We start from the raw sequence: 15,239 nt of genomic DNA, 5'->3' as shown, positions 1-15,239 counted from the left end.
AAACAATTTTACGAACGCTTACGCGCGAATGGTAAGGCGTTCAAAGTGGCGATTAACGCCTGTATGCGTAAGCTTCTAACCATTTTAAATGCGATTGTCCGCGATGGTTCGCAATGGGATGCTCACGCGCTTTAATTAACGAATTTGTATTTTTGCTTTTTAGCGGAATACAGTTGCTGCAAAAATTCGTAAAAAATTACCCCATATCTTTTGTAAAGAGGAGTTAGGGGAGATTTTAATTGCAAAAAACGCAACATTAAGTTCCAATAATATCAATTTACGCAATCTTTAGAAAGGTATAATCTGTCATTGATTATTTTGTAAACCAACTTAACCAAAAGGATAAAAAAATGGCTAATTATTTCAATACATTAAATTTACGCCAACAGTTAGACCAATTAGGTCGCTGTCGTTTTATGGATCGTGAAGAGTTTTCTGATGAAGCAAATTTCTTAAAAGGCAAAAAAATTGTCATCGTAGGTTGTGGTGCACAAGGGCTAAACCAAGGTTTAAATATGCGTGATTCAGGCTTAGACATCAGCTATGCGCTACGCCCTGAGGCCATTGCGGAAAAACGTGCTTCTTTCCAACGTGCCACTGAAAATGGTTTCAAAGTGGGGACTTATCAAGAATTAATCCCTACTGCGGATTTAGTGATTAATCTGACTCCAGATAAACAGCACAGCAAAGTGATTGCAGATGTAATGGGTTTAATGAAAGAAGGTGCGGCATTAGGTTATTCACACGGTTTGAACATTGTGGAAGTGGGTGAGCAAATTCGTCCTGATATTACCGTTGTGATGGTTGCGCCAAAATGCCCAGGGACAGAAGTGCGTGAAGAATATAAACGCGGTTTCGGTGTACCAACACTTATCGCGGTTCACCCTGAAAATGACCCGAAAGGTGAGGGTATGGCGATTGCGAAAGCTTGGGCGGCGGCGACAGGCGGTCATCGTGCGGGCGTGTTAGAATCTTCATTCGTGGCAGAAGTAAAATCAGACTTAATGGGCGAGCAAACCATTCTTTGTGGTATGTTGCAAGCAGGCTCAATCCTTTGCTATGACAAATTAGTAGCAGACGGCAAAGATCCAGCCTACGCAGGAAAATTAGTGCAATACGGTTGGGAAACTATCACTGAAGCGCTAAAACAAGGCGGTATCACGTTAATGATGGATCGCTTATCTAACAGTGCGAAATTGCGTGCCTTTGAACTTGCGGAAGAAATTAAGCAAGAACTAGACTTCTTATTCAAAAAACATATGGACGACATTATCAGTGGCGAATTTTCTCGCGTGATGATGGAAGACTGGGCGAACGGCGATGCAAACCTATTAAAATGGCGTGAAGAAACCGGCAAAACTGGCTTTGAAAATGCACCAAAAGCGGACGGAATCAAAATCAGCGAACAAGAATATTTTGATAACGGCGTGTTAATGGTGGCAATGGTAAAAGCTGGCGTGGAATTGGCGTTCGATACGATGGTTTCAGCAGGTATTTTTGAAGAATCTGCTTATTATGAATCCTTACACGAATTACCATTAATCGCTAACACCATTGCGCGTAAACGCTTATACGAAATGAACGTGGTAATTTCAGATACGGCGGAATACGGTAATTATTTATTCGCTAATGTAGCAACCCCAATTTTAGCCAAAACAGTAATGCAACATTTACAACGTGGTGATTTAGGTGAACCAACACCAACGGTGGAAATCGACAACATCACCTTACGCGATGTGAATGACGCAATCCGCAACCACCCAATTGAGTTAATCGGGCAAGAATTGCGTGGTTATATGACAGATATGAAACGCATTTCTTCACAAGGATAATCACTTGTTTTAAATAGAAAGCCAGCTATGATGCTGGCTTTTTTGTTGATAAAAAATTTGCAAAAAATGCACCGCACTTTCTCTAATGGGCAAAATAAAATGAACTAATTGGCGAATAAATTGACAATATTAGGAAAGATGATAACGAGAGGAAACTTCTATGGATTTTAACCAAATTTTAAATCAAGTATTCAACGTAGCTAAAGATCAGTTTGGCAAAACAATGAACGGCAATTCCACCGCAGATAAAATTACCAAAGTAGGTGGCGGTGCGGCAGCGATTGGCTTGCTTTCAATGATTTTTGGACGTAACGGTGGAGCAAGTCTGACAAAGTTAGGTTCTCTTGCGGCACTAGGTAGCTTAGCCTATCAAGCTTATCAACAATATCAGCAAAAAAATTCACAAAATTCTACCGCACTTGATTCCACGCTTAGCGAAGAAACCTTTGTGGATACCGCAGAAAAAGCAACATCAGGGCAGTTAATTTTGCAAACGATGATTGCAGCGGCGGCGGCTGATGGGGCGATTACCGATGAGGAAAAACAACTCATCATCACGGAAGCGGGCAATGATCCTGAAGTCTATCACTGGTTGCAGCAACAAATTGAGCAACCTATTTCTATCGCACAAATTGCACAACAAGTAGGCAACGACACAGCCTTGGCTTCACAAGTTTATTTGGCAGCTCGTGTGGTGTGCGGTGAGTTAGATCGTAAAGAAATTGTTTTTCTTGCTAATCTTGCCACGGCGTTAAATCTTGATGATGCTTTAGTTGAACAATTAGAAAAACAAGCCGGCTTCTAATTTCTTCAAGGATAGCGTTTGAAAAAAACGGTGTGTTTAAACAACACGCCGTTTTGTATTTTTATAGTCTGTTGGATTGATGTAATAAAGAAACAATCTCCCGTTTTTGTAAAGAGAAGTTAGCGGGAGATTAAAGAAGAACGAAGAAAAATTAAAGTGCGGTGGAATTTTTACTTATTTTCTTGTTTTTTCACTTCGTCCCACAATAGATCAAGTTCTGCTAGTGTGCTGGTTTGTAAAGATTTTCCTTGCTGTTTTGCTAAGGTTTCTAGTTGACGAAAACGGCGTTCAAATTTTTGATTGGCTTTGCGTAAGGCTTCTTCTGGCGCAGTTTTTAAATGGCGGCTTAAATTAACGACAGAAAAAAGCAAATCACCGATTTCTTCTTCGATTTTTGTTTGATCTTGTTGTGGGCGAGCAAGCTCAGCTTGCACTTCTTGTAATTCTTCTTGCACTTTGGCGATTACAGGTTGCACGTTATCCCAACCAAATCCCACTTTGGCGCAGCGTTTTTGTAATTTTTCTGCGCGCATTAAGGCAGGGAAAGCGTGGGGAATGTTGTCTAAAATGGACCGACGCGTTTTATTTTCTTCCGCTTTAATCTTGTTCCAATGGCTGAGCGCTTCTTGTTCGTTGTGGGCTTTTTCTTCACCAAAAACGTGTGGGTGGCGGCGCAGAATTTTTTCTGCCACTTCATTAACCACATCATCAAAGGTAAACAACTTATCTTCTTTGGCAAGTTGGCTGAAAAAGACCACTTGGAGCAATAAATCGCCCAGTTCTTCGCGTAAATTTGCCGTATTTTGTTGCTCAATGGCTTCTACCACTTCATAGCTTTCTTCTAATAAGCAAGGGATCATTGTTTGATAAGTTTGCTCTAGATCCCAAGGACAGCCTCCATTTGGATCGCGCAGCTTGGCAATGAGTTGTACAAAATCTTGAATAGAATGGTTCATTTTGATCCTTTATTTGTTGCGGTTGGCGTGCAAGAAGTGGGGCGATAATAGCATAATGTTTAGTGGGCTTGAGTAAAAATTTATGGCGGATTGCTATTTTTTTACAAATAAAAATAAATGTTTTTTCTAAAACGTGATCCAGTGCATATTTTTTTTATAGCACTAGTGTTAGTATTACCAAAAAAGAAGTTGATTAACCTCTCAAGAAGATAAGGAGTTAGTTATGTACAAACACATTTTAGTTGCTGTTGATCTTTCTGAAGAAAGTGCATTCTTAGTGGAAAAAGCGGCGGGTGTTGCAAAACGCAATGAGGCAAGATTATCCATTATCCACGTTGATGTAAATTTCTCTGATCTTTATACGGGGTTAATTGATGTGAATATGTCTTCAATGCAAGACCGCATTTCCACTGAAACTCACCAAGCGTTGGTGCAATTAGCGGAGCAATCTAGTTATCCTGTTTCAGAGAAATTAAGTGGTAGCGGTGATTTAGGACAGGTTTTGGCTGACGCTATTGATAAATATGATGTGGATTTATTAGTAACTGGTCACCACCAAGATTTCTGGAGCAAATTGATGTCTTCTACTCGCCAAGTAATGAATACTATTAATGTTGATATGTTAGTTGTTCCATTACGCGAAGAATAGCAATTTAGCTGATTTATTCTCACTTGTGATCTGTACTTTGGCGATGAAGAATTTCATCACTAAAAGTGCAGGTCCTTTTTGTTTTTAGGATTGAAAAATGTTTTTTCTAAATTGCAAAAAATGTGCCAAAATAGCACAATTCGCAACGAATTTAATGAAGATAGAATAAGGCAAAATTTAATGAAAACAACCGCAGAAATTAGAAAATCTTTTCTCGATTTTTTCCATAGTAAAGGACACCAAATTGTCCCAAGCAGTTCGCTTGTCCCTGAAAATGATCCAACATTATTGTTCACCAACGCGGGAATGAACCAATTTAAAGATGTTTTTCTTGGTTTAGACAAGCGTCCTTACAGCCGTGCGACAACCGCACAACGCTGTGTGCGTGCAGGCGGAAAACATAACGATTTAGAAAATGTAGGCTATACCGCACGTCATCACACCTTCTTTGAAATGCTAGGAAATTTCAGCTTTGGTGATTATTTTAAACAAGATGCCATTCATTTTGCGTGGGAATATCTCACATCAGATGCGTGGTTAGGTTTACCAAAAGAAAAACTTTGGGTTACCGTGTATGAAACCGATGATGAGGCTTATGACATTTGGCATAAACAAATTGGCGTGCCAGCAGAGCGCATTATTCGCATTGGTGATAATAAAGGCGCGCCTTATGCGTCAGATAACTTCTGGCAAATGGGTGATACAGGCCCGTGTGGCCCTTGTACTGAAATTTTCTATGATCACGGCGATCATATTTGGGGCGGCCCACCAGGTTCACCTGAAGAAGATGGCGATCGCTATATTGAGATCTGGAATATCGTATTTATGCAGTTCAACCGTCAAGCAGACGGCACAATGGAAAAATTACCAAAACCGTCTGTGGATACGGGAATGGGCTTAGAGCGTATCACCGCTGTGTTACAGCACGTTAATTCCAACTACGATATTGATATTTTCAAAACACTTATCGCGAAAGCGGCAGAATTAACTGGCGAGAAAGATTTAGGCAATAAATCCTTGCGTGTTATCGCAGACCATATTCGTTCGTGCGCTTATTTGATCGCAGACGGTGTATTGCCATCTAACGAAGGGCGCGGTTATGTGTTGCGCCGTATTATCCGCCGTGCGGTACGCCACGGACATTTACTTGGCGCGAAAGAAGCCTTTTTCTACAAACTTGTGCCAACCCTTGCAGAAGTGATGGCAGAAGCTGGTCAAGAGATCAAAGAAAACCAAGCGCATATCGAAAAAATCTTACGCTTAGAAGAAGAACAATTTGCGCGCACTTTAGAGCGTGGTTTAGCGTTATTAGATGACGCCTTAAGCCAAGTAAAAGACGGCGTGCTTTCTGGCGAAGTAGCGTTCAAACTTTATGATACCTTTGGTTTCCCACTGGATCTTACTGCCGATGTGTGCCGTGAACGTGGCATCACTATCGATGAAGCAGGCTTTGAGCGTGAAATGGAAGCGCAACGCCAGCGCGCGCAATCAGCCAGCCAGTTTGGTATGGATTATAACAATGTCATTCGTGTGGACGGTTCAACCGCATTTGAAGGTTATAGCGAGTCAGAAAGTATCGCAAAAATCACCGCACTTTTCTATGAGGGCAAACCGGTAGAACAAATCAGCGCAGGGCAAAGTGCGGTGGTAATTTTGGAAAATACGCCGTTCTATGCGGAGTCTGGTGGTCAAGTGGGGGATACAGGGCGTTTAGAAGGGCAAGATTTCTTATTTAACGTTACTGATACGCAAAAATATGGTCAAGTATTTGGGCATATTGGTGCGCTTGCAGAAGGCACATTAAGCGTTGGACAATCGGTGAATGCCGTTGTTGATGTGGCACGCCGTAAACAAATTTCCTTAAACCACAGCGCAACGCACTTGCTACACGCCGCATTACGCCAAGTGTTAGGTAAACACGTTGCGCAAAAAGGTTCGTTGGTATCAGACAATTTATTGCGTTTTGACTTTGCACAACCTGAAGCCATTTCTAAAGAACAGTTGTTTGAAGTGGAAAAATTAGTCAACCAACAAGTGCGTGCTAATCACCCTATTCAAACAGAAATTATGGATTTAGATGCCGCTAAAGCAAAAGGCGCAATGGCATTATTTGGTGAAAAATACGCCGAACAGGTGCGAGTTTTAACAATGGGCGACTTTTCTATTGAACTTTGTGGCGGAATTCACGCCCAATATACGGGTGAGATTGGTTTGTTCAAAATCATCAGTGAAAGTGCCATTGCAGCGGGTATTCGCCGTATTGAGGCGGTAACGGGCGAAACTGCCATTGATTGGCTTCACCAACAACTTGGCGTGTTAAATCAAAGCGCAGACTTATTAAAATCTGATGTTTCTTCGCTGACGGATAAAATCCAACAATTACAAGACAAAGCGAAGAAAGCAGAAAAAGAATTGCAACAACTCAAAGAGAAAGCTGCGATGCAAGCTGGATCGGATATTGCAAAAAGTGCGGTGAAAATTAACGGTGTTTCCGTGGTATTACAGCAACTTGACGGTGTGGAAACAAAATCATTGCGAGTGATGGTTGATGATTTGAAAAATCAACTTGGCTCTGCGGTGATTGCCTTTGTTTCTGTATTTGAAGGTAAAGTAAATTTAGTGGTAGGCGTAACTGCTGATTTAACTGTAAAAGTCAAAGCAGGTGAGCTTGTTAATCTGATGGCTCAGCAAGTAGGCGGAAAAGGCGGTGGTCGTCCTGATATGGCAATGGCAGGCGGTTCACAACCTGAGAATGTCGAAAAAGCCCTTGCCGTTTGTGCTGACTGGTTAAATTCTCACTTATAAAATAAAAATTTTGTGCCGTAGCTCACAACTTTGCATTTCAGTCATCACGTTGTGAGCTTAAGTACGGTAATATTTAGGGGTGATGTACCCTTGGATATAAGGGGTAAATGATCGATAGGGATGTCGAATAAAGGAAATGAGGAGGTTGTATGCTAATCTTAACCAGAAAAGTTGGCGAAAGCTTACTCATTGGTGATGAGATTTCTATTACGATATTAAGTGTTCGTGGTAATCAGATCAAAGTGGGTGTAAATGCCCCGAAAGAAGTGTCTGTCTATCGAGAAGAAATTTACCAACGTATTAGAGAAGCAAAAGATGAGCAATCATCTTAATTAAGAAAAGGAAGTGGATGTTATGGGTAAATTAACTTGTTTTAAAGCGTATGATATTCGTGGTCGTTTGGGCGATGAATTGAATGTGGATATTGTCTATCGCATTGGTCGAGCATTTGGACAGTTTTTAAAGCCTAAAACTATCGTTGTTGGTGGTGATGTGCGTTTAACCAGTAAAGAATTAAAAAGTGCCGTAACAAACGGTCTATTAGACTCTGGGGTAAACGTGATTGATTTAGGCGAAACGGGAACCGAGGAAGTTTACTTCGCCACTTCTTTTCTTAAAGCCGATGGCGGAATTGAAGTAACCGCAAGCCATAATCCGATGGATTACAATGGCTTAAAATTGGTGCGTGAGGGTTCACGTCCAATTAGTGCGGATACTGGGCTTGCTGATATTCAACGCTTAGCAGAGGAAAATAATTTTCCACCTGTTACGCAACGTGGTGAATATAAGCAACTTTCCGTATTAGGTGATTATGTTGAGCATTTATTATCTTATATCAATTTAGATAATTTAAAACCAATGAAATTGGTGATTAACTCAGGAAATGGCGCGGCAGGACACGTTATTGATGCCATTGAAGCGCAATTCCGAGCAAGACGTGTGCCGGTGGAATTTATTAAAGTGCATAACAATCCAGATGGTACATTCCCAAATGGGATTCCAAACCCAATCTTGCACGAAAATCGTCAAGATACCATTGATGCCGTGCTTGAGCATAAAGCAGATATGGGCATTGCCTTTGACGGTGATTTTGACCGCTGTTTCTTATTCGATGAAAACGGTAACTTTATTGAAGGTTACTACATTGTTGGATTGCTTGGTCAAGCCTTCTTGCAAAAAAATAAAGGAGCGAAAATCATTTATGATCCGCGCCTAGTTTGGAACACCGTTAAATTGGTGGAAGAAAATGGCGGTGAGGCAGTAATGTCGAAATCAGGCCACTCTTTCATTAAAGAAAAAATGCGTGCCGTTGATGCCATTTATGGTGGGGAAATGAGCGCACACCACTATTTCCGTGATTTCTTCTACTGCGACAGTGGAATGATCCCTTGGTTATTAGTGATGGAATTAGTTTGCACCACAGGTAAATCTCTTGGTGAATTAGTAAACGAAAGTATCAATGCGTTCCCATCACCGGGCGAAATTAATAGTAAATTAACCGATGCCAAAGCGGCGATTGCGCGCGTTCGTGCCGCCTATGAAAAAGAGGCTATTTCAGTAGATGAAATTGATGGTATCAGTATTGAATATCCAAATTGGCGTTTCAATTTGCGTACATCAAACACTGAACCTGTGGTACGCTTAAATCTTGAAACGCGTGGCGATAAAGAGTTAATGGCGGAAAAAACCGAAGAAATTTTGGCATTATTACGTCAATAATTTGCGAAAAAAGCACCGCACTTTTGTTTGCGGCATCGCTTATCAAAGTGGCTATCTGAGATAGCCGCTTTGCTATTTTTACAACAACCCCATTATTAAAGTGCGGTTGTTTTTTTAGAAATTTTTACAAAAGGAAAACCAATGAAAGTCATTATTCCTGTTGCAGGTCTTGGGACGCGAATGTTACCTGCGACAAAAGCCATTCCTAAAGAAATGCTAACCCTTGTGGATAAGCCATTGATCCAGTATGTGGTGAATGAGTGTGCGGCAGCAGGGGTAAAAGAAATTGTCCTTGTTACTCACTCTTCCAAAAATGCCATTGAAAACCACTTTGATACCTCTTTTGAATTGGAAACAATGTTGGAAAAGCGGGTAAAACGCCAATTATTAGAAGAGGTGCGTTCTATTTGCCCGAAAGACGTAACTATTATGCACGTTCGTCAAGGTAACGCCAAAGGCTTAGGGCACGCGGTGTTATGTGCCTTGCCTGTTGTGGGTAAAGAGCCTTTTGCGGTGGTGCTGCCTGATGTATTACTCACCGATTTCAGCGCTGATCAGCGGAAAGAAAATCTGGCGGCAATGATCAAACGCTTTAAAGAAACCAATGCCAGCCAAATCTTGGTTGAGCCTGTTTCTGAGCAAGACATCAGTAGTTATGGTATTGTCGATTGCGAAGGCGTGCAGTTTAACCCAGGCGAAAGTGCGAAGATTAAACGCATCGTAGAAAAACCAGCGGTGGAAGATGCGCCATCTAATCTTGCTGTAGTGGGGCGCTATGTGTTCTCCGCAAGCATTTGGGATTTATTGGCAAAAACGCCAGTGGGCGTGGGCGATGAAATTCAGCTCACCGATGCCATTGATATGTTAATCGAAAAAGAAACCGTTGAAGCCTTCTATCAAACAGGCGGCAATTTTGATTGCGGGGACAAATTAGGCTATATGCAAGCCTTTGTGGAATATGGCGTAAATCACCCTAAACTAGGCAGCGAATTTCGTGCTTATTTGAAGAAATTTGTGAAAACCTTTTGATGCTTTCTATTCAGTAAAGGAATTATGGTTAAACATAATTCCTTTTTACTTTTCTTGTGTGATGGATAATTTTTTAAATGTTGTCCAATTTTTCCCCTTATTTTTAAGTGATTTTCAGATTTTCTGTGATAATTCCTGAAAAAATTAAATCCACCTTGACAAAAAAATCATAAAACCCTATAACTTCTCGGTTTTCTAGTGAAAAATCATTTGGTTTATTCATTCATATAAAATTAAATACTTGATTTTTAGAGGTTAATAAAATGTTATCTGGAAAAGATATTGCTGTTTTGGGAATGATGATTTTCTCCCTATTTTTAGGGGCAGGAAACATTATTTTTCCACCAATGGAAGGCTATCACGCAGGGAATGTATGGTTTTGGGGCGCGTTAGGTTTTCTATTAACCGGTGTGTTAATGCCTTTCATCACCTTGATTGTTGTTACCTTAAAAGGGCGTGGTGAGGCGCTATCGGTTGATTTGCCAAAATGGGCGCACGTTACATTCTGGACAATTTTGTATTTAGTGATTGGTTCAACTTTTGCAATGCCAAGGGTAACCAATGTGGCTTATGAAATGGCTTGGCAGCCGTTGAATTTATTCTCTGGCGAATATTCCCATATTATTTTTGTAACGATTTTTAATTTAATTGGTATGGGATTTATGCTTGGGCGCAGCACAATGATTTCCAGTATTGGGAAATTTATGGCGCCAGCTTTGCTTGTTTTATTGGTGATTGTTGCCTTTGAAGTGGTCAATTATCCGCTTTCTCCGATCGTTGAGCCAAGTGGCGCTTATCAAGATCATTCAGCAGTTGCCACAGGTTTGATCGGCGGTTATCAAACGATGGACGTACTTTCTGCAATGGCATTTGGTGGTATTGTGGCGCGTGCTTTAGCAGTGAAAGGCGTGTCGGATAAAAAAGCGATTGTTCGCTACACGCTGATTGCTGGCACGGTTTCCGTTGTGCTACTCAGTTTGCTTTATTTGTGCCTATTCTATTTAGGTGCAACAGGGGAGCAAGTTGCAAAAACCTCAAGCAATGGCGGACAGCTTTTCGCTCAATATGTGAACGTATTGTTTGGACGTGAAGGCTCTTGGATTATGAGCGGTATCGTGCTTTTAGCCAATTTAACCACCCTTGTGGGCGTAACCAGTGCTTGTGCGGACTATTTCTCAAAATTCCACCCACGTTTAAATTACACGTTCTTTGTGGTGTTATTTACCATCAGCACCATTATTATTTCTGAAACAGGGCTAAACACCTTATTACGCGTTACAATTCCTGCGTTATTGCTGATCTACCCTATCGCCATTATGCTCGTTGCAATGCAACTGTTACGCGAAAAATTAGGCATTAGCCGCACAGGTTATAACTTAATTATTGGTATTACCGCCTTGTTTAGTATTACAGATAGCCTAAAAAATATGGAATTATTACCGCACTTTATTCAAAGCCTATTAGAAAAAGTGCCATTACATCAAGAGGGCTTAACCTGGTTACTGCCAACATTGCTAATGGTTGTGTTATGCACCTTGTTTAAAGCAAAAAAAGTTTCCGCCTAATTTCCAAGCCCTCCGTTGTGAGGGCTTAATTTTAAAGTGCGGTGGTTTTTTTTATTATTTTGATCTTTCATTATTCAGCGGTAAAATTCGCACACCGAAATTGAATGAGAAAAAAATTATGTTAGATATTGTGCTATATGAGCCAGAAATTCCGCAAAATACAGGGAATATTATCCGTCTTTGTGCGAATACTGGCTTTCGTTTACATTTAATTGAGCCACTTGGCTTTACTTGGGACGACAAACGGTTGCGCCGTTCAGGATTGGATTATCACGAATTTGCAGAAATTAAAAAGCACAAAACCTTTGCCGATTTTCTTGTGGCAGAACAGCCTAAACGCTTGTTTGCGATGACAACCAAAGGGCGGCTAGCACATAGCCAAGTTTCCTTTCAAGCAGGGGATTATTTGATGTTTGGCCCTGAAACCCGCGGTATTCCAATGGCGATTTTAGACGAAATGCCAATGGAACAGAAAATTCGCATTCCAATGACAGAAAATAGCCGTAGTATGAATTTATCCAATTCTGTTGCAGTGGCTGTTTATGAAGCGTGGCGACAACTTAATTATGCAGGGGTGATTAATTTTGACCCAGAGTTATAACAAATAAGGCACGGGAGAATCCGTGCCTTTTTGTTGTTTTACGATTAATAATAAGAATGTTCACCGCGTTGATGTTCGGTTACGTCTTTCGCCCCTTTTAATTCATCGGGGAACAAGCTCACCAGTTGTTTTTCAATACCATCTTTTAGCGTCACATCGACCATTGAACAACCGTTACAGCCACCGCCAAATTGTAAAATTGCATAGCCATCTTCAGTCAGATCAATTAAGGTGATATGCCCACCGTGGCCTGCTAGTTGCGGATTAATTTGAGTTTGAATGACATATTCCACGCGTTCAATTAAAGGTGCATCATCTGCCACTTTACGCATTTTCGCATTCGGCGCTTTAAGGGTAAGCTGCGAGCCTAATTCTTCCGTAACATAATCAATTTCCGCGTCTTCTAAAAATGGTAAGCTCACTTCATCAACAAAGGCGGAGAACGTATCATATTTCATTTCTGTATCAGTGGCTTCCACGCTGTTTGGTGGGCAATAAGATACCCCACATTCCGCACTTGGTGTGCCAGGGTTCACCACAAAAATGCGGATATTCGTGCCTTCTTCTTGCTGATCTAATAAACGGCGAAAATGCGCTTGCGCCGCGTCAGAAATCGTAATTTGTTGCATTATTTATTCCTCAGTAATACTTGAGCTAGATAGTCAGGCATCATACCGCTAGATAGACTTTTTTTCCACCTTTTCTTTTATTCGGTGTTTTCTATAATCAAGGGATTGCTAAATGTGGAAAGCCCGAGCGAGCCCCCAAACTTGAATATTTTCCACCCCTAATTGACGAAAATGTTTAGCGATTTCGTTTAAGGTTGAACCTGTGGTGATCACATCATCAACCAACGCAATGGAACGATAATTTATCTCTTGATTAGCAAACTTAAAGGCGTGTTTTAAATTTTGCCTGCGCGCCTTAGCGTTTAAACCAAGCTGAGGCGGTGTTCGTTTTATCCGTTGAATAAATTGCGAATGACAAGGAATATTCAGCCATTTGGATAAATGTTTAGCGACTAAATCAGATTGATTATAACCTCGCCTCCATTGACGAAAATGGTGCAGTGGCACAGGAAAAATCGCTTGTGGAAAGTGTAGGGAATGCTGTCGTCTTGCTTCATAAACAGCTAATAGAAGCAAGCGTGCTAAGGTTTTGTCTAACCAAAAGAGATGGTGGAATTTGAATTGCTGAATTAATTCCGATATAGGAGGATCATATTTGCTTATGATAACTATTTGATCCCAGCGAGGAGTAACTGTTGTGCAATGTCCACAACGTTTAACGTAACTTGGGGTTGGCATTCCGCAACAACCACAATAGATGTAACGTTTCATTGCTTTATTGCAAGTTGTGCATATACCCTGTTTCTCTTGTGATAAAACTTGTTGGCATAATACACAACGAAAACCGAAAAAATTCACCAATTTTTCCACCGCACTTCTCTTTTGGTTGAGCTCACTATAATTGATTTCTCTGAGAAAAAAACTTTTTCTGATCAATTTTACGATCTTGATCGCAAAAAATGGTAATATTTGCTCAAAATTTAGATAAGAAGAGGATAAAAATGACAGTACCGAATTATCGCAAGCAAATTAAAGCGGTTTTTTTTGATATTGATGAAACTTTATTTGTGAAAAATAAAGTACATTTTCCAGAAAGCGCTAGACTTGCTATTCAAAAATTGCAAGTGAATGGCATTTTAGTTGGAATTGCAACAGGGCGCGCACGTTGCTGTTTTCCGGCTAAAATTAATGAAATGGTAGAGCAAGAAGGCATTCGTACCTTTGTTACTACCAATGGACAATTTGCCGTACATAACGGTGAGGTGATTGAGAAGCACCCGATTCCAACAGAAAAAGTTCAGCGGTTAGTGGATTTCTTCGATCTTCATAATATTGCCTATGCCTTTGTTTCTAATGATAAAATTCGTGTTTCTGAAATTACGCCAATGTTAAAGCACGCGCTTGATCCGATCACCACAGATTATCAAGTTGATAAAACCTATTATCAACAAAATGATGTGTACCAAGTGTTAGCATTTTATGCCGAAGATAAAGATGAATTGGTTGTACAAACACATATTTTAGACGATCTGAAAACGGTACGTTGGCACGAAAATTCAGTGGATATTTTTGATGCTGAAGGTTCAAAAGCAAGAGGCATTGCCGCGATTGCACGTCATCTTGGTTTTTCAATGGAAAATGTGATGGCGTTTGGTGATGGTTTAAATGACATCGAAATGCTTAGCTTGGTGGGGGTTGGCGTGGCAATGGGAAACGGACACGATACCTTGAAAGCTCTCGCTAATCACGTTACGGATCATATTGAAGAAGATGGCGTGTACAATTTTCTTGTAAAATCAGGTTTAATCGAATAATAAGGAAACTCAATGTTAAATCTTGACGCATTAAAAACTATGTACCCTGTCATAATGACGCCAAGCCACGACGGGAAATATTTTCATAATTATGTGATTTCATTACTTAATTTAACAAATTCGGCAGCGAATCTTGGTTTTCGTTTACAGGTGTCTTTACAGCGTGGTGAAAGTCTAATTACACGGGCAAGAAATAATGCCGTGGCAGAATTTTTAGCCAATAAACAATGGACACATTTATTTTGGATTGACTCCGATATTGGCTTCTCCGTTGATGCCGCCTTGCGTTTATTATTGTCAGATTATGACATCGCCGCAGGGGTTTATCCCTTAAAATACGAACAATTTCCCAGTGAAATTCCGGCTGGAATGACAAAGCAAGAATTTGAATCTGCCAGCACGAGATATACGGTAAACACAGGGCGTGTAGAAGGCGATAAAGTGCAATTAGCCATTCAACCAGACGGCTTTATGGAAATGGACGAAGCACCAACAGGGTTTATGTGCATTAAACGTGAAGTGTTTGAAAAAATGATGGCGCATTATCCTGAATTGCAATATGTGCCAGACAGCATTGGCTACCAAGATTTAGGGCTACATTATCGTTTTTTTGACGTAATGATCGACCCGCAGACCAACCGCTATCTTTCTGAAGATTACGGATTTTGCTATTTATGGCGTAAAATGGGCGGTAAAGTTTATATTGATTGCCAATCTAACCTCACTCACCAAGGGGCGAAATTATATACAGGTGATTTTGCCAATTCACTTATTCATAACTTGCCGAACGCCATTGGTGCACCAGCAGGGAAAATGATGAGCGTGGACGGCTTGCAATATTTAAAAACGAAATAAAAAAACAACCGCACTTATTAAAGTGCCTCTAACGAAAGGA

Annotated in this window: 14 protein-coding genes and 1 pseudogene; 12 read left to right on the top strand and 3 right to left on the bottom strand. The window is 40.6% G+C overall.

All coding sequences use genetic code 11. The features are described from left to right. The 3 genes and pseudogenes from ACNAV8_RS09405 to ACNAV8_RS09395 form a co-directional block, all read left to right on the top strand. A pseudogene (locus ACNAV8_RS09405) lies at positions 1-135 on the top strand (IS110 family transposase); the annotation flags it as partial. Between the two features lie 215 nt (positions 136-350). Then, positions 351-1,832 carry a ketol-acid reductoisomerase gene (ilvC, locus tag ACNAV8_RS09400; RefSeq protein ID WP_103854342.1) on the top strand — a complete coding sequence of 494 codons (1,482 nt, stop codon included), beginning with the start codon at positions 351-353 and terminating at the stop codon, positions 1,830-1,832. 160 nt (positions 1,833-1,992) lie between these two features. Next, complete coding sequence (locus ACNAV8_RS09395) at positions 1,993-2,637, top strand: tellurite resistance TerB family protein (protein WP_415777618.1); 645 nt, start codon at positions 1,993-1,995, stop codon at positions 2,635-2,637. 170 nt (positions 2,638-2,807) lie between these two features. Here the strand turns inward: ACNAV8_RS09395 and mazG are convergent, their stop codons facing one another. Then, the gene (gene mazG / locus ACNAV8_RS09390; RefSeq protein WP_415777617.1) at positions 2,808-3,593 is read right to left on the bottom strand and encodes a nucleoside triphosphate pyrophosphohydrolase; all 786 of its coding nucleotides are present in this window, start codon (positions 3,591-3,593) and stop codon (positions 2,808-2,810) included. Positions 3,594-3,816: 223 nt separating this feature from the next. On the opposite strand from mazG, the gene uspA reads away from it, so the two are divergent. The 7 genes from uspA to trmL all read left to right on the top strand — a co-directional run bounded on the left by uspA (position 3,817) and on the right by trmL (position 11,961). After that, entirely contained in the window at positions 3,817-4,242 is a 426-nt protein-coding gene (uspA, locus tag ACNAV8_RS09385; RefSeq protein ID WP_103854345.1) for a universal stress protein UspA, read from the top strand. 180 nt (positions 4,243-4,422) lie between these two features. Then, positions 4,423-7,047: an alanine--tRNA ligase gene (alaS, locus tag ACNAV8_RS09380; protein ID WP_103855816.1), complete on the top strand. Its 2,625-nt coding sequence runs from the start codon at positions 4,423-4,425 to the stop codon at positions 7,045-7,047. A gap of 149 nt (positions 7,048-7,196) precedes the next feature. Beyond that, positions 7,197-7,379, top strand: coding sequence for a carbon storage regulator CsrA (gene csrA, locus ACNAV8_RS09375; RefSeq protein WP_103854347.1), 183 nt, complete (start codon positions 7,197-7,199; stop codon positions 7,377-7,379). A gap of 22 nt (positions 7,380-7,401) precedes the next feature. Further along, complete coding sequence (locus tag ACNAV8_RS09370; RefSeq protein ID WP_103855806.1) at positions 7,402-8,766, top strand: phosphohexomutase domain-containing protein; 1,365 nt, start codon at positions 7,402-7,404, stop codon at positions 8,764-8,766. 141 nt (positions 8,767-8,907) lie between these two features. Then, entirely contained in the window at positions 8,908-9,795 is an 888-nt protein-coding gene (galU, locus tag ACNAV8_RS09365) for a UTP--glucose-1-phosphate uridylyltransferase GalU (protein ID WP_103855807.1), read from the top strand. A 263-nt stretch (positions 9,796-10,058) separates the two neighbouring features. Beyond that, complete coding sequence (gene brnQ, locus ACNAV8_RS09360) at positions 10,059-11,360, top strand: branched-chain amino acid transport system II carrier protein (protein WP_103855808.1); 1,302 nt, start codon at positions 10,059-10,061, stop codon at positions 11,358-11,360. A gap of 118 nt (positions 11,361-11,478) precedes the next feature. After that, positions 11,479-11,961, top strand: coding sequence for a tRNA (uridine(34)/cytosine(34)/5-carboxymethylaminomethyluridine(34)-2'-O)-methyltransferase TrmL (trmL, locus tag ACNAV8_RS09355; RefSeq protein WP_103855817.1), 483 nt, complete (start codon positions 11,479-11,481; stop codon positions 11,959-11,961). A gap of 44 nt (positions 11,962-12,005) precedes the next feature. Here the strand turns inward: trmL and nfuA are convergent, their stop codons facing one another. Both nfuA and ACNAV8_RS09345 read right to left on the bottom strand, forming a co-directional pair. Further along, a complete protein-coding gene (gene nfuA, locus ACNAV8_RS09350; RefSeq protein ID WP_103854352.1) occupies positions 12,006-12,590 on the bottom strand; it encodes a Fe-S biogenesis protein NfuA in 585 nt (194 codons plus the stop codon). Positions 12,591-12,698: 108 nt separating this feature from the next. Then, the gene (locus ACNAV8_RS09345) at positions 12,699-13,388 is read right to left on the bottom strand and encodes an amidophosphoribosyltransferase (RefSeq protein WP_103855818.1); all 690 of its coding nucleotides are present in this window, start codon (positions 13,386-13,388) and stop codon (positions 12,699-12,701) included. A 143-nt stretch (positions 13,389-13,531) separates the two neighbouring features. Between ACNAV8_RS09345 and ACNAV8_RS09340 the strand changes: the two genes are divergently transcribed. Beyond that, on the top strand, positions 13,532-14,344 hold the full coding sequence (locus ACNAV8_RS09340; protein ID WP_103855809.1) for a Cof-type HAD-IIB family hydrolase: 813 nt from the start codon (positions 13,532-13,534) through the stop codon (positions 14,342-14,344). A gap of 12 nt (positions 14,345-14,356) precedes the next feature. Further along, positions 14,357-15,199 (top strand): hypothetical protein, encoded by an 843-nt coding sequence (locus tag ACNAV8_RS09335; protein ID WP_103854354.1) that lies wholly within the window; start codon positions 14,357-14,359, stop codon positions 15,197-15,199. Positions 15,200-15,239 lie beyond the last annotated feature (40 nt).

The organism is Avibacterium endocarditidis, assembly GCF_965138825.1.
GTDB classification, from domain to species: domain Bacteria; phylum Pseudomonadota; class Gammaproteobacteria; order Enterobacterales; family Pasteurellaceae; genus Avibacterium; species Avibacterium endocarditidis.
This window is presented reverse-complemented; position numbering and strand designations above follow the sequence as displayed.